This is a genomic window from Embleya sp. NPDC005971, assembly GCF_040629175.1.
Taxonomy (GTDB): Bacteria; Actinomycetota; Actinomycetes; order Streptomycetales; family Streptomycetaceae; genus Embleya.
The window spans coordinates 26,356-46,343 of sequence record NZ_JBEXUX010000033.1; the positions used below are offsets into that span (position 1 = coordinate 26,356).

Here is a 19,988-nt window from a genome sequence, read left to right on the forward strand (position 1 = left end):
TTCCCCCCGCACCACGTGCGTCCACTCCGCATCGACCATGGCAACCCGCGTGCCGGCGCCACCGCGAAGGTCGGTGGACGGCGCGGGTGGGGCGTGCCGATGTCGGCGTTCCCGCGTCGGCATCGCGCCCCGTGACGGCGGGGCCCGCCCTCGGCGACGATCCGACGCAGGTGCGTGGGCGGGCCCGGCGGGGCTCCGTCGAGGGCGCGCGGTCGACACGGCAGGGGCCGAATCCGGCGGACCTCGCGGCGGCGCGAGAGCGCGGCCCGGTCCGGTCCCGGTGGCCGGCGGCTCGGTTCCCACGACAATGCGACCGGCAGACACCGTGCGGGCGTTGCGGCGCTCCGCGGCGCGGAGTCGATGGTGCGGGGCGGGGTCGTCGGTCGGTCTTCAGCAGGAGAGGTTGCCGCTGCCGACGTTCGTGCCCAGGATGTCGACGAACTGCTTGTACAGGTTGATGCGGTCGTCGCGCTGGTCGGGGTTCTTGCCGTCGCATTCCAGGGCGCCGTTGATGCTGCGGATGGTCTCGCCGAATCCCTTGTCGTCGACCATCGCGTCGTGCGGGGTCGTGCGTCCGGCGCCGCTCTGGGTGTTCCAGAACCACAGGCCGGTTTTCCAGGATGTGGCCGGGTTCTTCTCGACCTGCCACGGGTCGTGCAGGAGGTCGATGCCGAGGGCGTCGCCGGCGGCCTTGTAGTTGAAGTTCCAGCTGAGTTGCAGCGGGCCGCGGCCGTAGTACGCGGATTGTCCGGCCGGGCATCCGTAGGGCTGTGATTGGTCGCAGTAGTGCGGGTAGTCGGCGGTGTTCTGCTCGACGACGTACCTCAGGCCGCCGGTCTCGTGACCGACGTTGGCGAGGAAGGCCGCCGCCTCGCGCCTGCGGACGGCGTCGCTGCCGGAGGCGGCGAACCTCGGGTAGGCGCCGAGGGCGTCGACCAGGCCCTTGTGGGTGTAGAAGGGGTTCCGGTTCGGGAACATCCTCTCGAACTGGGCCTCGCCGACCACGAAGGAGTCGGCGGCGGACGCCGGTGTCGTCGGTACGGTCGCGAAGAAAGTGCCGACGACGGCAACCACGGTCGCCGTCGACAGGGCACGGAAGAACTTCATGGATCCTCGGATCGGAAGTGGGCGAGTAGCGCTCCGGGAGCGAAGCGGCGGCATCATCATGACCACCGGATCCGGGTCGATCGCACGAACACGCTGAAATACCACCCGTTTGCTTCGCGCTCACCCAACCGCCCACAGAAGCCGCACACTTCCCGAGTCTCGAGGCCGTCTCGGGTGCCCGAGCGAGATCGGGCCCGACGGGAGGACACCCGAGAGGGCGTTACGTCCGTATTCGGCAGCAGCCTTGTCCTGGTTGGGCCAGGGAGCCTTGGCGGGCAAGACGCCCGAGGCGAATGTGGGTGGCGTTCATGCTCGAATCCCCGGTGAGCGGGCCGAGTTGTCGTTCCGTTCGCGAACCCTGAATGCATGGTCCCCGTGTCGTGGCCGGCACGCGCCGAGACCCCGAACCGGAAGACCGGCCCCGAGGAACCGATCGCCGCCGCCCACTCCGCCTGCTTCTGCACGGGTCTCGCCCACTGCCCGACCGGTGCCGGCACGCCACCCACCAAACTCGACACCAAGGCCGACGTCACCTTCCAGCCGGGCACCGGCGTCACCGGCACCCACCTGACCGTCGTCGGCCGGGTGACCGGACCGGACCAAGGCGCCTGCACCCAGGGCGGCGAAGCCGACCGGCCCGTCGACCGGGCCCTTGGCCGGAGTCGGGATCAGTCCCACGGCCACCCTCGCCCGAGGCCGGATCCGAACCGAACGAACACACGCTCCGACCGGCCCCGCGCGGGTGCCGCCCCGTCGAATGATCCAACTCCGCACGGGGCCAAAGGCCTTCGCCCGGGCACGCCTCGCGTCGGCGCGTCGCCGAGGGCGGCCGGCGCGCCTTGGGCGACCGCCGTTCCGCGTAGCCCACGGCGCCATCGGGGCGCTTCCCGCCGGACCCGATCCCCGGCGTGCCCGCACCAGCCGTCCCGCCGGCTTCGGTGGCACCACCGGGCGGCGTCGGACCGGGCCGCCGCTCACCCGCCCGCCGGCCCGCGATCGCCGATGTCGGAAGGCCGGACCCCGACCGAACGGCAAGGTGTCATGTGCACTCCCGTCGGGCGATACGGCGGCGGCCAGGCACGAAGTGATGGACCGGGTGCCACTCCTTCGGGTGATCCGGGCATGTTCGACCGGCTGGTGGAGCAGGCCCGTAATGGGTCGTTCGCCGTACCCGGGCCCGGACGTCCGGGTCACCCGCGGCGGCGGCCCGGTTCGTCCGTCACGGCAATCCCGGAGGTATGCGCATGACAACCGATGTACAGGAGAGCTTCTACCGTCGGATCGACGCGGTTCTGCGGTCCCGGAACGACGGGCACATCGCCTGGTTCCTCAAGGACCGGCAGTACGTGCGTTACGACCTGAAGGCCGACAAGGGGGTGAGCGGGCCGAAGGAGATCGCCGGGAACTGGCCGGGCCTGCCGGACTCCTTCACCCGCAGCGTCGACGCCGCGCTGAACCGCCGGGACAAGCCGACCGTCGGCTACCTGTTCAAGGACGACCAGTACGTGCGCTACGACCTGGAAGCCGACGCCACCGCACCGGGATACCCCAAGAGCATCGCGGACGGCTGGGCGGCCCTGCCGGCGCCGTTCAAGCTCGGCATCGACGCCGCGGTCAACCACCAGAGCGACCCGGAGATCGCCTGGCTGTTCAAGGACGACCAGTACGTCCGCTACAACGTCGCCCAGGACAAACTCCTGGCCGGCCCCAAGCCGATCAAGGGCAACTGGCAGGGCCTGCCCGACTCCTTCACCCGCCGCATCGACGCCGCCGCACCCCACGCCACCAACCCCACCAAGGTCTACCTCTTCAAGGACGACCAGTACGTCCGCTACGACTTGCAGGCCGACCACACCGACCCCGGCTACCCCAAGGCCATCCGCGGCAACTGGCCCTTCTTCGACTGAGACCGGGGAACACGGGCGGTGACGGCCGTGGAGACCGCCGCCACCGCCCGACCGGGACCGCACCACGAGCTCGAACCACCGCCCGCAGCGCGAGAACCCCACCGCCGACCGCAGGGACTGCGGCGCGCGTAACGGGCAGGTCCGACACCACCGACCGGCCCCCTCCCCGGCCTTTCAATGGACGCCGCCGCCTACCGGGACCAACTGGAGTCCGAGGACTACTGGTTTCGAGACGATCCACCTTTGGGTCGACCGTCGTCCGAACACTCTCGCCGGCCCCCGCTCGCCACGAGAACTCGGGGGCCGGCGGGGACCGGGCACGGTCGGCGCCGGCCGGCACCACGCCGACGCCGACCACGCACCCGGGGCCGGGACGGCCCGGACGATCGGCGGAAGGGTACGGGCCGGACTCTCGGTCGCGGTACTCGACCCGGAAGCCCCCTCTCCGGCCTCGGCGTGGGGCTGCGGCGCCGGAGCGTTCGTCGGCTCCCGTTCGGTGAACCCGTGCCCCGCCCGGGCGGGGCAGGTTGGTGGCGAGACTCCAGATGGCCCTGGCCGGCGGCATCGCCGGGTCGGCGGTTGCCACCACCAATCGGGTCGTTCCGTCCGGCCCCACCAGCCCAGCGTCGCGTCGGCGGCCCACCAGGTCTCGGTGCGGCCGTCGCGGAACGTGCGGGGCACCGCGCGCCAGCGGCCGGGATCCCGCCGTCCGCCCCAGGTCGGGATGCGGGCGCGGCGTCGACAGGAGAGTGGGCCTGATCGGCGTGTGCCCGGATCCCGCGCCGTGGCTTCATTTTCGATCGAGGTCGACGGGCCGACCCTGATGCCCGTGGACGCGGGCGCAACGGAGTCGGCCGGCCGAGTGCCCTCGTACCGGCTTCACTTCGGGGGTAACGCGGCGCTCCGTCCTTCTCTATGGTCTAGACCTATGACAAGACGATTAGGCGATGCCATCCGCGGGGTTGTGGTAATCGCGCTCACGGCCACGCTGACCGCCGCCATCCCGGCCGAGGCCGCCCCTGCACGACCGCCGACGCTCACCTGGACGACCTGTCCGCCCGATCCCAACGGCGCGCCCGTCGACCCGCGACTACGATGCACGACGCTGCGCGTACCGATGGACTACCGCGCCCCGGCCGGCCGGACCATCGAGATCGCGGTGTCCCGACTGGCCACGGCCAAGCCGGGACTGCGCCGCGGCATCCTGCTGCACAACGCGGGCGGCCCCGGCGCGGCGAGCCTGAACCGGCCGAGCACGTCGGTCGGCCTCTATCCGCGGGACGTCCTGGACCGCTTCGACCTGATCGGCTTCGACCCGCGCGGTCTCGGCTACAGCACGCCGATCACGTGTGGACGCACCGCCCAAATCACCAATGAGCGCCTCTTCCCGTTCCCGGCCCCGGACGGATCGATCGCGGACAACGTGGACTTCGCCCGTGAGCTGGCGCGAGACTGTCTCGCCAACGGCGGCGCGCTGCTGCCACACGTGACCACGGCCAACACCGCGCGAGACATGGACCGGATCCGGATCGCCCTCGGCGAACGCAAGCTCTCCTACCTCAGCGCTTCCTACGGCAGCTACCTGGGAGCGGTGTACGCCGAACTCTTCCCCGACCGCACCGACCGGATCGTCCTCGACGCCAACGTCGACCCCAACGTCACGTGGCACGAACGATGGGCGTCCTGGGACCACGGATTCGACACGCGGTTCGGGGACTTCGCCGCCTGGGCGGCCGAACGGCACGACACCCTCGGCCTCGGAGCCACACCTGCCGCCGTACGCCGGGGCTACCTCGACATGGTCGAGCGTCTCGATCGCTCCCCGGTGCAACACCCCGGAGCGGGTCTTGTCACCGGCAACCTCTTCCGAGCCATCTATCAGGCGTACTCCTACCACACCCTCCAGTTCCCGGAAGTCGCCGCGTGGTGGCGGTTCCTCGCCGGCACCGGGCCGCCTCCCCAGTGGGGCGAGTGGCCGAGCACGCCCGGTATCCCCCGGGACAACGACACGGCCGTACTGCTCGCGGTGACCTGTGGAGACAGCCGCGCCCCGCGCGACATCGCCCACTACCGGCGCGAAGTCACGGTCAACCGGGCCCTGTTCCCGATCCTGGGCGGCATGGGTACCAACATCTGGCCATGCGCGTTCTGGCCGGACCCGGTCGAGCCGGCGGTGCGGATCACCGACCGCGGCACGACCGACATCCTCCTGCTCCAGACCACCCGGGATCCGGCCACGCCCTATCCGGGTGCGCTGAGCATGCGCTCCGCCCTGGGCAAGCGGGCGCGCATGATCACCGTGGACGGCGGAAACCACGGCGCCTACGACCCCGAGGCGCCGTCCTGCGCGGTCACCCGAGCGCACGACTTCCTGAGCACCGGAGCCCTGCCCGCGCGCGACCTCTTCTGCTTCCACGACCCGGCTCCCGCACAGGACGGGAACCGGCTTCCCTACGCCACCCTGCACGCGAATCGCCCACGGATCGGCCCCTTCTGACCCCAACTCCCCGAGTCCGCCTGCCACGTGCCCTCGACCGGGAATCCGAGCGGCTCCGCCGGGGGCACGACGCGGCGGAGGCGGCCGACGACATCGTCCGGGGCGTCGGCCTCCGCCGTCGTCGGCCCACGCACCATGGACCAACCGGTGGATCCGAGGGACGGTGCTGTGGATCGGCGTGATCCTGGCCGGCATCGGCTCGGTCACCGCCGCGCCGATCCCCCGGGCCTGCGCCGAGTCGGCGACGAACGACCCGTCCCGGAGATCCCGATCGGCGTCCGACCCCGCGGGCGCGCCCTCCCCGGACGCCGGGCCCGCGGGCGCACACGTCACCTCGGCCGCGCCGACCGGGACCCGGCCCGGCGGTCACCGCTGCGCGCCCCGGCGGCGTTGTCCACACGCCTTCCACCGAGCCGTGCGGCTTCTCCCCCGACGCCGGAACGGCCTGCCCCGCTCGCTCGTCGTGACGCCATGAGCAGGTCCCCCGTCGCTCGTCGACCGAGAAGGTTCCTGAACGCCACGGTGGACGCGGCGGCATCCGGGCGCGCGCGGCCGGCCCACAAGATGCGTGTGGGGGGCGGGTTTGTCAGGCTGGAGAGAGGTCACGCGCGCCGCGGCGGCCGACGAGCGGCGAGGTGCGTCCCCGGCCGGTCGATCGGAAGGCGGGCAGTCATGACTGCCGACCCGTTCAGCATCCTGCGCATCGAGGACATGCTCGTCCTGGACGTCGAGGTGGTCAACCTCGAACGCGAGGGGGCACGGCTGGTTCGCGAGGACCCCGACGCACCGGCGTTGCTGCTGGTGCGGCTGCCCTCCCAGCACGTGAACGAAAGCGTGCTGTCCAACGGGCAGTTCCCGGAGACCGTGGCCGCCTTCGCGGCGGCACCGAGCACGTTGGTGTTCCTGCTCCCGGACGGGGAGGACGGCATCGACCTGACCATCGACGCACTGCTGGACTGGAACCGGTTGACCCCGTCGATCGCCCCGGCCAACCAGCCGCTGGACGACCCGAACCAAGCGACCGTGATCGGCGGACTCCCGCGTACCGCCATCGAGTTCCCCACCCGCGTGCTGCTGGGCCACGACCACGACGGTTCGCCGTTCGCGTGGTCGGAGCCACTGACCGAACCGGTCACGCTCGACGGACGGGTCGAACTGTGGCACGTCGAACTGCACGGCGACAACGGCGGGCCGGTGCACCTGAAGGCGTTCTCCACGCCGTCCCGACGCCCCGAGCGCACCGGCATGCCGCTGGGCCGTTTCATGCCCGGCGAGTTGCTCGTCCGCTCCAGCCTCGACGCGTTCGTCGACGTGGACGGGACTTCGCTGCGCCGGCCCCTGCTGGCCGACCCGTTCATGCTCACGCCGCTGGGCGCGACGGTGCACATCAGCGGCTCCTGGCCCAAGGCGCCGGAGTTCCTCGGGCTGAGTCTGGCCGGCTACGAGCAGATCTCCTCGCTCGGACGCGACGAGTTCGTACACACCGTGCGCCAGGGCTTCCTCAGCAGCGGTCACCGGGCGTCCCTCGTGGAGACCACCAAGCGGTCCTACGACGACCCGGGCGACCTCACCTCGGTCGCCTACCTGCGCAAGGAGGCGCACATCGTGGTGGACCAAGCCGAGGTCACCTACGGTGCGGAGGCCGGCTACGACCGGCACGAGGGACGGCAACTGCCGTTCCGGTCGATCCGGCTCACCGACCTGGTCACGCCGGCGATCGATCCGGGGGAGGGCGCGTTCTGGGTGACCGTCGGCGGCGTGCCGTTCCCGTTCCACGCCACCGCGACCGATGCCGAGGACCGGCACGTGAGCATGGACATGCCGCTCGTGTTCGCCTCCGTCGATGCCCTCGACCGGATGGCGCAGGTCTACAACGACCCGGCCACCGCCGACCGCGCGAACCTGGGGCTGGGCGGACAGACGGTCGCCCTGGCCGAGAACCCGAGCGCCGACGGCAGCACCGGCATGCCCGTAACCTCGGCGCGCTTCGCCCTGACACCGGCGTCCGGGCACCCGGCCCGTGCGCTGCCCGCCATGGTCGACGCGGTGGCGCGGGTGCCCGCGGTCGAGCAACTCACCGGTCTGGCCACCGAAACCGCCGTGCGGCTGCACGACGCCTACCTCGAACAGGGCCTGGACGGCCAGCCCACCGGCGCGTTCCTGCAACTGGTCGACGCGCTGCCGATGAACCTGTCCGCCGAGAAGGCGGGCGGTCTGGCCAAACCCAGCATGGCCGTGCAGGCCGTCACCACCCGCGCGGGGCTGCTCGCACCACAGTTCCTCGGCGCGGCGGGCGACGCGGTGGGAGTCGACGCCGCCGCGTTGACGCGGATCTTCGGCGGCACGAAACTGCTGGGGCCCATCGATCTGGCCGCCCTGCTCGCGGACGTCCCGGCGACCTCCGTCGCGGAGTTGCGCGACCTCGGCGAGGACGAGATCCGCCGCCGGCTCGACGGTGTCTCCCAGGAACTGCTGCCGGTGCCGCTCATGCGGATCGGAAATCTGCCCGACGGGTCCGGCTCCGAACTACGGTACGTATGGAAACCCCGGCTGAGGAACGACCTGCCGCTGCTGGATCTGGGCGACGCGGCGCTCGTCCTGGAGGCGACCACCGTGCGTTCGCCGGACGCCCTGAGCAAGTCCGCGGTGCGCGGCGAACTCAGGCGCTTCGCCTTCGAGTTCGCCGACATCGTGCGCGTCGACTTCGAACGCCTGACGTTCACCGCGCGCCCGGGCAACAAGCCGGACGTCACCGCCGCGGGCGTCGCGCTCACGTTCAGGAACGACCTCGAATTCGTCAACCGGCTCCGCGAGGCGCTGCCCGCGAACGTGTTCGGCACCGGCGCGTTCGTCGACGTGACCACCTCCGGCGTCACCGCCGGCTATTCGCTGACCCTGCCGACGCTCTCCCTGGGCCTGTTCAACCTGAGCAACGTCGCCCTGTCCGCGCGCCTGACCATCCCCTTCGACGATCGACCGGCGCGGTTCCGGTTCGCCGTCTGCGAACGGCAGAACCCGTTCAACATCAGCGTGTCGCTGTTCGGCGGCGGCGGCTTCTTCGCTCTCGAAGTGAGCACCCGCGGCATCGAACAGATTGAGGGTTCCCTGGAATTCGGCGGCAACGCCTCGCTCGACCTCGGCGTGGCCAGCGGCGGCGTGCACCTGATGGCGGGGATCGCGTTCCAGATGACCGGCGACGCGGTCGCGCTCACCGGATACCTGCGCTGCGGCGGCTACCTGTCCGTATTGGGCATCGTCAGCGTCACGGTCGAGTTCTACCTGGCCCTCGCCTACCACAAGAACAACGGGATCTGCGAAGTGGTCGGCCAGGGCAGCGTCACCGTGAGCGTCCGCGTGGCGTTCTTCAGCAAATCCGTGAGCCTGTCGCTGGAGCGCCGCTTCGCCGGATCCGCCGGCGACCCGTCGTTCGCGGACTGCGTGGATCCCGACGACTGGGACGAGTACTGCCTGGCCTTCGCCCCGACCCCGTGAACCCGCGCCGCGGCCGACCGATCCGCCGCGCCCACTCGATCCGAACCGCACCCCCGGGTGACCCCGCCAGGAAGGCAGGCCCATGACGACCACCCAGCACATCCAGTGGATCGTCCTGCCGGCCGGTCTGTCCTCAGACGGCACGCAGGCCCGCCTGTCCGTGTTCGTGGGACCTCGGCTGGCGAGTGACGGGCCCGGCACGCTCGCGGCGTTCCCGGACTTCCTGGACTGGCCGGCGCGGGTGACCGACGCCACGTTCGCCCTCGCCCTGGCGGACGCGTCCGGCACCCCCGACGGCGAGACTCCGCTCGTACCGCTCACGCGCACCGGGCCGCCGCCCGATTCCGCGTTGTGGCAACTGTTCTTCCCCGCCGACACCCCGGTGGAGCAGTTCGAGTTCGACGACCACCGGCAGAACACCATGGTGACCTACCCGGCCCGCGAACTCGCCGACACGACACGCCGGTCGTTCGCGGACACCGCGGCCGAGTCACCCGACAGCATGCCTCCGAGCCGACACATGAGCAGCCTGGCCGGGTTTGCCGCCGCCGCCGACATGCCGAGCACCATGCTGGGCATGCGCGAGAACATCGTCACGCAACTCGCCGCCGCCGACCGGCTGAACGTCGAGCAACCGGGCGAACTGGTCCGGCCGGACCTGAGCCCCCGGGAGGCGTTCCTCGCCTTCCACGAACCGCAGCCGCAGGTCCCCGGCCTGCTCGCGGACGGTGGCCCGCACATCGCGCCCTCACCGGAGGTACCGCGCGTCGACTTCCACCAATTGATGTCCTCGCTCGGCGACCACCCCACGCTGCTGCGACGCCTGGGGCTGGTACTGGACTTCGTCACGCCGGTCGGGCAGTTGCCGGCCGCGAGCGGCGAACTGACCGTCTTCCTCGTACCCGGCTGGGAACCGCTGCTCGGGCCGGACGCGTCGCACGATCACGCCGCCGCGACGCGCTACGCCCTGGCCCCGGGCCAGGGATTCTGCGCCGCCGCGGAGGGCGCCGACGCGTTCGGGCCGCCGGCGCGCGGACTCCTGGCCCTGCCGGAGGACCAGTACGCCATCGAACAGGCCGACATCGACGGCGTCACCCTCAAGTTGCTGGCCGCCGCCGTGGCGACCGGCACGGACGATGAGGCCGAGGCCGCGCCGCCGACGGTACGCACCAAGGGGCTCACACTCGTGCTCGACGACCGCACCCGGCACGTGCACGACACCTTCCAGCGGGCCGCCGAGCGGCAGGACACGCTCGCCGGGGACGCCACGGTGGTGCTCACCGCCGAGGACCTCGTGCGCGGACACCGCCTGGACGTCTTCGACGAGCGTCGGCAGCAGTGGTTCTCGCTGCACGAGCGCGAAGTCACCTACGATCGGGCGGGCAGCCCCGGCGACCACCTGGACACCGCGTCCGACGAAGGATTCTTCCAGCTCAGCCTGGCCACGCCCACCGCCGCGCCGGGCGCCGGGCCGCGCGTACACGTGCACGAACACATGATCACCTGGGACGGGTGGGCGTTGTCCGCACCGCACCCGGGCAAGGCCGTGGCGAACGGGGACGGCCCCGAGCGCGTCCCCAACGCGGCGGCCACGACACTGCCGTTGGAGATCGAGAGCCGGGTGCGGCCGGGCTCGCTGCCGCGCCTGAGGTTCGGGAACTCCTACCGGGTCCGGGTGCGCACCGTGGACTTGGCGGGCAACGGGCCGACCCTGGAGGAGGCCGACGGACTCCTCGATCAGGACGTCCTGGTGCTGCCCGCCGCGGGCGGACCGGTCTTCCGCAGGTTCGAGGCGGTCCCCGCGCCGCTGCTGTTGCCGCGTGTCGCGTTCACCGAGGGAACCTCGGCACACCGCCTGGTGATTCGCAGTACCGCCGATCTTTCCCCGGCGCAGTACGCCGAGACGTTCAACGCCTCGCCGTTGGTCTCCGGCGGGACCCATGAGCCGTATCACGAGGTCGACGAGCGGCACGTGGTCGCGCCCAAGGCGTCGCTGGAATGCGTCGAGCGGCACGGCAGGCTCGACGAGGCGATCGGCGCGGGCGACGCCGACGCCCGCCGGCGGCTGTACCGGATCGCGTCGCGGGAGAGCGGCTCGCTCGACGACGCCTCACTGCCCGGCATGGCGTCCGTGACCTATCCGTCGGCGACCCCGGACGGGGCATCGGGCCACTACGTGTTGTGCACGGGCGAGACGGTCGAACTGCCGTATCTGCCCGACCCGCTCGCCGATGGTGTGGTCTTCCACGAGCTCCCGGGCATGCCGGAGCGTCAGGCGTTCGAGGTGCCCTGGAACGGAGCGGCCTGGCATGCCCCGCAATCGTTGCGCCTGTGCATCCGGGAGGGCAGCGGGGCACCCGTCTTCGACCCGTCGACCCGGGTGCTGACCGTGCTCCTGCCGAAGGCGACGGTGGCCACCGTGCGGGTGTGCTCGCGGGTCAAGGTCAACGAGAAGACGATGGGCATGCTCAAGTGGTGCCGGGACGCGCTGGAGCCCGATCGATTCGAGAGCGTGATGGTCGCCGCCCGGGCCAACCGGCACTGGATGTTGACCCCGTGGCACGAGGTGACGCTCGTACACGCCGTGCAACGTCCCCTGACCGCACCGGTGTTGACGCTGCTCGACGAGTCCGACCGACCGCTCGGGGCGACCGGCGAACATCTGGTCGGCTCGCTGGAGCTGAGCGCGGCGAGTACCGAACGCATCGACATGATCGCTTCGTGGAGCGAGAACGTGGACGACCTCACCATGCCGGGCCCGAGCGTCCTCGACGTCACCGCCCCGGTCTTCCGGCTGCCGCTCGCCGCCGCCGTCCCGCTCGACCCGGTCGCGACCGAGAACTCACCGAGCACCCTCGACGGTGACACTCTGACGTTCGACACCGCGGTGGCCGAGGAGCTCGCCTTCTCGGTGCCGCCGGACCAGCCGGCGGCGACACCGGTGCCGGCCAAGTGCGAGTTCGGCGACACCAAGCACCGCGAGGTGACCTTCACCCCCGTGGCGACCTCCCGGTTCGGCGACTGTTTCCCGCCGGAGTTCGCCCAGGACACCGACCGGGAACTGCTGAGCGTGCACGGCGATCCCGTCACGCACACCGTGCGCAGCAGCGCCAAACCCGCGGCGCCGCACGTGTCGGGCACCTTCCTCACCCTCGGGTTCGAGACCTCCGGAAGCCTGCCGGACGGCCTGGTCAGACGGCGGCGCGGCGGCGGCTTTCGGGTCTATCTGTCGCGGCCCTGGTACTCGTCGGGGGACGGCGAGCTGCTCGCCGTGGTGTTGGGCGTGGAAGGGGACGAACAGCCGCCCCAGGCGCACCCGTTCATCACCCTGATGGGACGCGACCCGATCCGCGCCTCCGCACCGGTGTTCCTCCCGTCCGCGAGCAACTTCCCCGGCGCACAAATCACTTCGGACGTGGCACTGCCCGAGGTATTCGACGGATTCACCGTCACCGCGGCCGGGTTCGAGCCCACCTTCGACGGACCGTCCGGCCGCTGGTTCTGCGACATCGACGTCGACACCGGGGACGGCTACCTCCCCTTCCTGCGGCCCGCGTTCGCCCGCCTGCAACAGCGCTCCCTGGAAGGTTGCCAACTGTCCCCGATCGTCCTCGCCGACACCCTGCGGCTGCTGCCCGAGCGCACCCTCACCGTCACCGGCACCGACCCGCTGACCGTGCAACTCACCGGGCCGACCTACCACGACGACAACAGCCCGCCCACCGTGCGAGCCGGCCTCCAACTGCGCGACCCCGCCGTCCCCGACCCCGTCCTGGGTTGGCTCGACCTCGACGAGACCGTCACCGAACTCTCCGCCGACGACGACACCAGCCTGTCCCCCACCTACTCCGCCGAAATCCCCCTCCCCAGCCCGCTCCCGGACCAGCCCCTGCGTCTGCTCGTCGTCGAAAGGGCCGTCATGCGCTCCGACTTCGCCCTCGACGAGTTCGGCCCCACCGAGGAAAGCCCGGTCTACGCGGACGCGGTGGAGCTGCGATCCGGATAGGCCCCGGCACACCGGCCGGTCGCTCGCGCGGGCACCGGCACGCGCGGGGGGGGGCGGCATCGGGCCTGCGGGGCACGCTCGCGCGAGTGAGGCTCTCGGCCCTCAGCCGGCGTGAGGCTGCATCGTCGGGTGCCGCGGAGGATTCCCTGACCCATGGGACCTGTGGGACCTGTGGGACCCGTGGGACTCGTAGGACTTGTGGGACCCGTGGGACCCGTGGCCGGGTCGACCGCCGTGAGCGTCCGCAGCCTGCATCACATGACGAGATCGGGCCGCGGTCGGCGGCGGCATCATCCGAATGGCACGTTAGGTCGACGCGACAGCGGTAACCGGGCATTACGCGGCTCCGCTTTTCGGACGCCGACCCACCACGTGGAAACCGTTGGACGGAGACGGCCGATGCCGGATGTATCAGTGGACGAGAAGCAGCGGATCAAGAACCTCAACGCCCGCATGGCGAACGTGGACCAGAATCTGTCCGCGGAATGCACCGTCATCGCCGGGGGCCTGGGACTGCTCGGGCTGGGGCCGCAGGCCGGGGCGTTCGCGGTGGGCGCCGGGCTGTTCCGGCTGCTGGCGAGCTACCGGCAGTCGGTGGCCAACGATCCGTCGCGCGACGACTTCGACCAGGTGTGGATCAGTGCGGCGGAAGTCGACGAGAGTGCGCTGCCCGCCGACGAGCCCGTGCGGTCGCTGCACCGCGCGGGCGCGCACGTCCTCGTTCTCTCGGATCAATTGTGGGCGCTGCTCACGGCGATGGAGCGCCATGAGGGCGCGGTCGGCGCGGGGGACACGAATGCCGCGGACACCCAGGCGGACGCGGTCCGCCGGAATGCGAACGCGTGCGCATCCACGCAGGACGCACTCGCGGGGTTCGGGTCGGACCTCAACAACATCTGGGCCACCGTGCACGCCACGAACGGGTTCGATTGGAACGGGATCTCCGTCGACGACGCCCGACAACTGTTCACCGCGTCCTGGGGTGACCCGCCCGCCTCACCGGAAGCACCGCTCCAGGCGCTCATCGGCTGTGTAACGGGCACCGCGGACGATGTACTCACGCCGTTCGCGGACACGGGCCTGTCGGACCCCATCCTCGGGATGACCGAGCGTCCCGCCGAACCGACCGTCCTGTTCGACGACGGCTCCGCCACGGACTTGGCGGACCTGTCCGCCGCCCTGCGCAACCTCGTCACCGACTCCAACGCGTGACGAAGGCACCGACGCGGACGACATGCCGGGGAGCGACAGTCGGCGTCGGTGCCCAGGTTCGATGTGGGTGCCATGCCCGCCGGTGGGGAAGTCGGCTCCGACACACGGGTTGCCGAGTGTTCCACCGGCAGCGTGCCGGTTCGCCGACCGGCTGCTCCCGACAGGACAGACCTCGTGCTCTCGGGGGAACGCGGGCGCATCACTCGACCGCCCGCCGTGACAACCCTCCTGCTCCTGCTCGTGGCCCCTGCGACATCGCGCCGGCCACCGCCCCCTCCCGGTACGGCCGCAGGTTCGAGGGGTCGGCGTTCGGTCCTCCGAAAGCGCCGGGCAACTTGCAGGCCGCTTGAACCGGCTTGAAGCGCCCGTTGCACCGCGGTGCGTTCCGGATCCACGGCGGCAGGGCGACCGTCTCGGACCGGTGACCGGCCTGCGATCCGACACGTAGCCGCCCGGACCACGACCGCCGGCATGCGGGCCGGCGCAATCGAGCCGCAAGACGGGCAGCGGATGCTTGTTGCGTGAGCCGAGGACCGCGCCCCACCGTCTGCGAACGCGCTGGTGGGGGATGGGCGTTGTCCGTCCTCGGCGGCACCCGTCCCAGATCCACCGGGTCCTGCTCGGCACCCGGAGCGGGTCGATCATCCTTTGGAGAATCATGCGCGTCCGCGCTTTCACCGCTGCCCTGTCGGGAACTCTGACCATTTGCGCCTTCGGCGTCGCGCCGGCGCACGCCGGTCCCCTCAGCCCCACGACGATCATGGCCGTCACGGTCAACAATGGTCAGCCCATCGTGGTCGGCACCGCCACGAAGACCGTCAGCGCCGCCGTGCTCGGTACCAACGACTCCGGGATCGGCGCCGGGATCGTCTCCCTCTGGCACGGCGCCACCGACTACACGCACCGGGACGCCACCCTCTCGGATCCGAACCTGGGCGTGTGCTTCTCCCCCGGCGCCATGGGGCACTGCACATCGACGATCGACATCACCCCGGCCCCGGGCACCGACAAGGCGCTGTACAGCAACTCCCTCGCCGGAACGTGGAAGGTGGCGACCTTCGTGTGGGGCAACAACCATCAGTTGGGCTACTCGTACCAGTACTCCACCGTCCAGGTGCTGAGGCAGGCGAAGCTGTCGGCCGACGCCGCTCCCGAGCCGGCGCACGTAGGCCAGACGATCAACGTCTCCGGCAGGCTCACCCGCGCAAACTGGGAGACCGGCACGGACGCGGGCTATGCAAACCAGCCTGTGAAGCTCCAGTTCCACAAGACGGGGAGCACCGGCTTCGTCACTCTCAAGACGGTGACGACCGGTTCGGGGGGCGTCCTCAACACCACGGTCGAGGTGTCCGCCAACGGCTCCTACCGGTTCGCGTTCGCCGGCGACGCCACCACCTCCGCGGTTCAGTCGGTCGAAGACGTCGTCAACCTCGATTAGCAGCCGGCCGCAACGGCCGTCTTGCCATCCACCGATGCAGGGCGCCGTCGGCGGGGCGGCCGCCCCGCCGCAGTTGCCGACACCGCGCATCATCGAATGTCTCCGCCCGTGACGCCGAGGGTCTGCCCGGCCGCTCCGAAGCCGTCATCCGTATCGCCCTGACCCCGAGCCCCACGGTCCGCCGCCGCACCGGCGAGAACACCGCATTCCGGCGCGATCCGACACCTCCTGCCGAACAGCGCGTTTCGGCGGTGGACACCGGGAGGGAACGACCTCCGGCAGCTCGCTGCCCCGTGCTCGAAACGGTCGCAGCCGTTGGCTCCTGTGGCGTGTCACCATGTGTGGATCACGACAGGGGGCGATGATGCGAGACGGGCTGCAGATCAGCGTGTTGGGCGAGGTGAGAGCCACGTTCCAGGACCAGGTCGTGGATCTGGGAGGGCTTCGGCAGCGCGCGGTGCTGGCCCTCCTGCTGGTGGCCCGGGGCGGGATCATCACCAGTGACCGGCTGGTCGACGGGGTGTGGGGCGGGTCGCCGCCACCGAGGGCGCAAGGCGCGCTGCACGCGTACGTCTCGCATCTGCGACGCCGGCTCGAACCCGGACGGGAGGCCAGGTCCCGCAGCGGCTTCATCGTCAGCGAGGGCTCCGGCTACGTCTTGCGGATACCGGACGAAGCAGTCGACGCGTGGCGCTTCGAACAGTCACTGCGGCATGCCGCCACGATCACCGACCCGGCCGAGGCGGTGGCGGTTCTCGAGGGCGGACTGGCGCTGTGGCGAGGACCGGCGTTCGCCGAGTACTCGGCGGAGCTGTGGGCCCGGGGGGAAACGGCACGGCTGGCGGAGTTGCGCGAGGTGGCTCGTGAGCGGCTGCTCGCCGCACGTCTCGAACGTGGTGAGGACGCGGTCCTCGTGCCGGAGATCGAGGCACTGATCGCACAGGACCATCTACGCGAGGAACGCTGGCGTCTGCTCGCCCTCGCCCTCTATCGCTCGCACCGGCAGGGCGACGCGCTCAGCGCGTTGCGGCGCGCCAGACAGGTCCTTGCCGAGGAACTCGGGACCGATCCCGGCCTCGCGCTGCGCACCCTCGAAGCGGACGTTCTCGCCCAGTCGCCCGCGCTCGACCGGCCTGCGGCTCCCGGATTCGCACACCGAGAGGCACCGGCTGCGGCCCCGGTGGGGACGCGAATACGGCCGGCCGCAGCCCGATCGGCTTCCCAGGGCGCGGATGTCCTGGTGGACCGGGACCGGCAGTTGACCGAACTGGGCGACTGCCTGGCCGGTGCGCTGAAGGGCAGGGCCGGCCTGGTCCTCGTGGAGGGCCCGGCCGGTATCGGCAAGAGCCGCCTGCTCGCCGAGGTTCGCCGGCTGGCCGCCGAACACGAGGTGCTGACGCTGACCGCACGCGGCAGCCAGCGGGAGAAGGACTACGGCTACGGTGCCGTGCGCCAACTCCTCGAACGCCTGGTCGTCAGACGCGGCGGCGAACTGATGACCGGAGCCGCCGCCGCGTCCACCGCGGTCTTCGACCCCGACGCAGCCGACCACGGCCACCATCCCGACAGCTACGCGGTCCTGAACGGCCTCCACCAGCTGACCCTCAGGCTCGCCGCCGAACGCCCCCTCCTCCTGGCCATCGACGACCTGCAGTGGTGCGACACCGGCTCGCTCCGCTTTCTGGCCCATCTCGCGGGCCGCCTCGAAGGACTCCCCATCCTCATCGCCGTAACCCTGCGTACCGGCGAACCGCACCATGACGGGGAGCTGTTGGCCGAACTCGCCGACAACGCCGCCGCCCTGCGGATCCATCCCACTCCGCTCACGCCGGCGGGCGTCGCCGATGTGGTCCGCGACGCGCTGGGCGAGCCTCCCGACGCGACGTTCGCCAACGCCTGCCATCGGGCCACGTCCGGCAACCCCCTGCTCCTGCGCCAGTTGGTACGGGCACTCCAGTCACGCGGCATCCGGCCCGAGGCCGCCGAGGCCGGCACCGTCATCTCCGTAGGGTCCAGGGCCGTCTCCCAGCTCGTCCTCAGCCGCCTCGCCCGACTGCCCGCCGACGCGACGGCCGCGGCCCAGACGGTCGCCGTCCTCGGCGACGGCGCGACACTGCCCGACGTCGCCGCCGTCATGGACGTGTCCGAGAACGAGGCGGCGGACGCCATCGCGCCCTTGGTCCGCGCCGAAATCATCCGCGACCACTACCCGTTCGGCTTCGTTCACCCCCTCGTGGGAGACGCCGTCTACCGGGACCTGCCGCCCGGCGAAAGACAACTGCGGCACGAGCGGGCCGCCCGCATCCTGCACGCCGCAGCCTCACCCCCCGAGCAGACGGCGGCCCACCTGCTGCTCACCCCGCACCGCGGCGACTCCTGGGTCGTCGACATGCTGTGCACAGCCGCCCGGGAAGCCGCGGGCCGCGGTGCCGCCGACGCCGCCGCCACCTACCTCACCCGCGCTCTGCGGGAGCCGCCCAGTCCCGCCCGACAGCCCGAGGTACTCCTCGAACTCGGCCGCGCCGAGACCCTCGGCAACGGCCCCGCCGCCGTGGAACACCTGCGTCAGGCCTACGAGACGCTGACCGACCCGCCGCGCCGGGCCGCTGCGGCGCTGCTCCTCTCCCGGATCCTGGTCTTCGCCGGCAGGCAGGGTCAGGCGACCGAGTTCGCCCAGCGTGCCGCGGCCCGGCTGCCCGCCGAACTGAAGGACGAACGGCAGGGCCTGCTGGCACTGGAGCGGATGAGCGCCTACATGCACGGCCTGGACCGGCAGCCGTGGCGCAGCCCGCAGGACCGCGTCGTCGACGGCGGCGGGTCCGGCGCCCGGATGCTCGCCGCCTACCTGTCCTGGGAAGCGGCCCAGGACGGGAGTGAACGCAGCGGGGCCGTAGCGCTCGCCCGCTCCGCCGTCGCCGACCGGGTACTGCTGGATGCCGGGGAAGAGCTGCTCTGGTACGCCGCCGCCGTCGTCCTGCACCTGGCGGACGAGGAGGTCGGAGAGCTGTGGGGCGCGGCACTGGCCCGCGCCGACGAGCGCGGCTCGCTGTTCTCCGTCCTCTCGACCCACATGTGGCGGGGTTTCACACAGTGGGACCAGGGAGATCTCCGAGGGGCGCTGAAGTCCCTCACGATCTCCGTGGAGCAGCACCAGACCTGGGGCCTCGCACCCGGTGCCTCGCGAGGCTGGGACATCCTGACGGGAGTTCTGCTGGATCTGGGCGACACCGCAGGTGCCCGCGCGTGCGTGGATCGCATGCGCGCTTTGGCCGGGGATACCGAGGGCGACCTCCTCACCAGGGAGACGCAGGCCAGGGTGCTCATCGCGGAAGGGCGTCATGACGAAGCGCTCGCCGGCTTGGACGCCGTTCGGCAGCTGCGGCCGTCCGTGGTCAACCACGCCTGGCGGCCGTGGGCGCCGCTGCGCGTCCAGGCGCTGGCGGGTGTCGGCGAACGGGCCGAGGCGGAGACCCTTGCCGGGGAGCAACTCGCGCTGGCCCGCCGCTGGGGCGCGCCGAGCATGGTGGGTCGGTCCTTGCGAATGCTGGGCGAGCTGCGCGGTGCCCATGGGGTGCCCGAACTCCGGGAGGCGGTGACGCTGCTCGCGCCCGGACCCGCCCGTCTCGAACATGCCCGCGCCCTGTACTCCCTGGCGGTTCACGGCCCCTCCCGGGAGGCCGAGGCCGCCTTGCGCCAGGCGTACCCCATCGCTGAGCGCTGCGAGGCCGCCGGCCTCCTCCGGTCGATCGGCGACCTCATGGGCAGGCGTAGGTGAAGGTGGCCGACGCGTCTGTCGGGTCGGGCGACAGGATCTCCAGGGTGGCGGTCGCCTGCACGGTCCCGTGACCCTCGAAGGTCCAGCGCAGGACGACGTCCGTCCGGTGCGCGTCCTGGGCGACCCGCTGCCGGAGAATGCCGGAAACCGTGCCGTCGCTGCGCTTCCAGCGGTAGTTCACCGTGCCTTCACGGCCGTTGGTGTGCAGGGTGCCGACGACCGCGGCGGTGCCGTCGCAGGCCGGACCTGCGGCATCGGTGTGGACGGTGGCTCCGGTCACGGCGAGCGCGGATGCGGGTGCGTACCGCTGCCAGGCGAGGTAGGCCACCACCGCGATCAGTACGACCGCCGGCAACAGCCAGCCGCCGAGGACGCCCCTGCGCGGTCGACGTCGGCGTGGGAGGTCCTGCGGCCTCGGGGCCCGGGACGCGGTGCCGTGCCAGACGCTCGCCATCCGGCCGTCGGCGGTGTCCGTCAGGGTGGGCACTCCGGGGCCGAAGCGGGGCGCCTCCTCCGACCCCGGTACGACGGGTTCCGGAGCGTGGGGTGGGGCG

At 71.5% G+C, this 19,988-nt stretch carries 9 protein-coding genes and 1 pseudogene; 8 read left to right on the forward strand and 2 right to left on the reverse strand.

Features of this window, described 5'->3' with window-relative positions:
* Positions 1–390: 390 nt before the first annotated feature.
* Positions 391–1,107, reverse strand: a complete 717-nt coding sequence (locus tag ABZ374_RS26740; protein ID WP_360315334.1) for a chitinase — start codon at positions 1,105–1,107, stop codon at positions 391–393.
* Positions 1,108–1,479: 372 nt separating this feature from the next.
* On the opposite strand from ABZ374_RS26740, the pseudogene ABZ374_RS26745 reads away from it, so the two are divergent.
* From ABZ374_RS26745 to ABZ374_RS26780, 8 genes and pseudogenes are all read left to right on the forward strand, one after another.
* A pseudogene (locus ABZ374_RS26745) lies at positions 1,480–1,707 on the forward strand (peroxiredoxin); the annotation flags it as partial.
* Between the two features lie 644 nt (positions 1,708–2,351).
* Entirely contained in the window at positions 2,352–3,014 is a 663-nt protein-coding gene (locus ABZ374_RS26750; protein WP_360315336.1) for a hemopexin repeat-containing protein, read from the forward strand.
* Positions 3,015–3,942: 928 nt separating this feature from the next.
* Positions 3,943–5,511, forward strand: a complete 1,569-nt coding sequence (locus ABZ374_RS26755; RefSeq protein WP_360315338.1) for an alpha/beta hydrolase — start codon at positions 3,943–3,945, stop codon at positions 5,509–5,511.
* 672 nt (positions 5,512–6,183) lie between these two features.
* Positions 6,184–9,003 carry a hypothetical protein gene (locus ABZ374_RS26760; RefSeq protein WP_360315340.1) on the forward strand — a complete coding sequence of 940 codons (2,820 nt, stop codon included), beginning with the start codon at positions 6,184–6,186 and terminating at the stop codon, positions 9,001–9,003.
* 82 nt (positions 9,004–9,085) lie between these two features.
* Positions 9,086–13,009 carry a hypothetical protein gene (locus ABZ374_RS26765; RefSeq protein ID WP_360315342.1) on the forward strand — a complete coding sequence of 1,308 codons (3,924 nt, stop codon included), beginning with the start codon at positions 9,086–9,088 and terminating at the stop codon, positions 13,007–13,009.
* 399 nt (positions 13,010–13,408) lie between these two features.
* Positions 13,409–14,221 carry a hypothetical protein gene (locus tag ABZ374_RS26770; RefSeq protein ID WP_360315344.1) on the forward strand — a complete coding sequence of 271 codons (813 nt, stop codon included), beginning with the start codon at positions 13,409–13,411 and terminating at the stop codon, positions 14,219–14,221.
* Positions 14,222–14,879: 658 nt separating this feature from the next.
* Positions 14,880–15,659 (forward strand): calcium-binding protein, encoded by a 780-nt coding sequence (locus ABZ374_RS26775; RefSeq protein ID WP_360315346.1) that lies wholly within the window; start codon positions 14,880–14,882, stop codon positions 15,657–15,659.
* Positions 15,660–16,020: 361 nt separating this feature from the next.
* Positions 16,021–19,434, forward strand: coding sequence for a BTAD domain-containing putative transcriptional regulator (locus ABZ374_RS26780; protein WP_360315348.1), 3,414 nt, complete (start codon positions 16,021–16,023; stop codon positions 19,432–19,434).
* On the opposite strand, the gene ABZ374_RS26785 is transcribed toward ABZ374_RS26780, so the two are convergent.
* Positions 19,415–19,988, reverse strand: a 574-nt coding sequence (locus tag ABZ374_RS26785) for a hypothetical protein (protein WP_360315350.1), incomplete at its 5' end; no start/stop codon positions are given. The genes ABZ374_RS26780 and ABZ374_RS26785 overlap by 20 nt on opposite strands.

Coding starts and splice junctions, on each gene's coding strand:
- ABZ374_RS26750 (WP_360315336.1), top strand. CDS start 2,352: ATGACAACCGATGTACAGGAGAGCTTCTACCGTCGGATCGACGCGGTT.
- ABZ374_RS26780 (WP_360315348.1), top strand. CDS start 16,021: ATGATGCGAGACGGGCTGCAGATCAGCGTGTTGGGCGAGGTGAGAGCC.
- ABZ374_RS26775 (WP_360315346.1), top strand. CDS start 14,880: ATGCGCGTCCGCGCTTTCACCGCTGCCCTGTCGGGAACTCTGACCATT.
- ABZ374_RS26765 (WP_360315342.1), top strand. CDS start 9,086: ATGACGACCACCCAGCACATCCAGTGGATCGTCCTGCCGGCCGGTCTG.
- ABZ374_RS26760 (WP_360315340.1), top strand. CDS start 6,184: ATGACTGCCGACCCGTTCAGCATCCTGCGCATCGAGGACATGCTCGTC.
- ABZ374_RS26770 (WP_360315344.1), top strand. CDS start 13,409: ATGCCGGATGTATCAGTGGACGAGAAGCAGCGGATCAAGAACCTCAAC.
- ABZ374_RS26740 (WP_360315334.1), bottom strand. CDS start 1,107: ATGAAGTTCTTCCGTGCCCTGTCGACGGCGACCGTGGTTGCCGTCGTC.
- ABZ374_RS26755 (WP_360315338.1), top strand. CDS start 3,943: ATGACAAGACGATTAGGCGATGCCATCCGCGGGGTTGTGGTAATCGCG.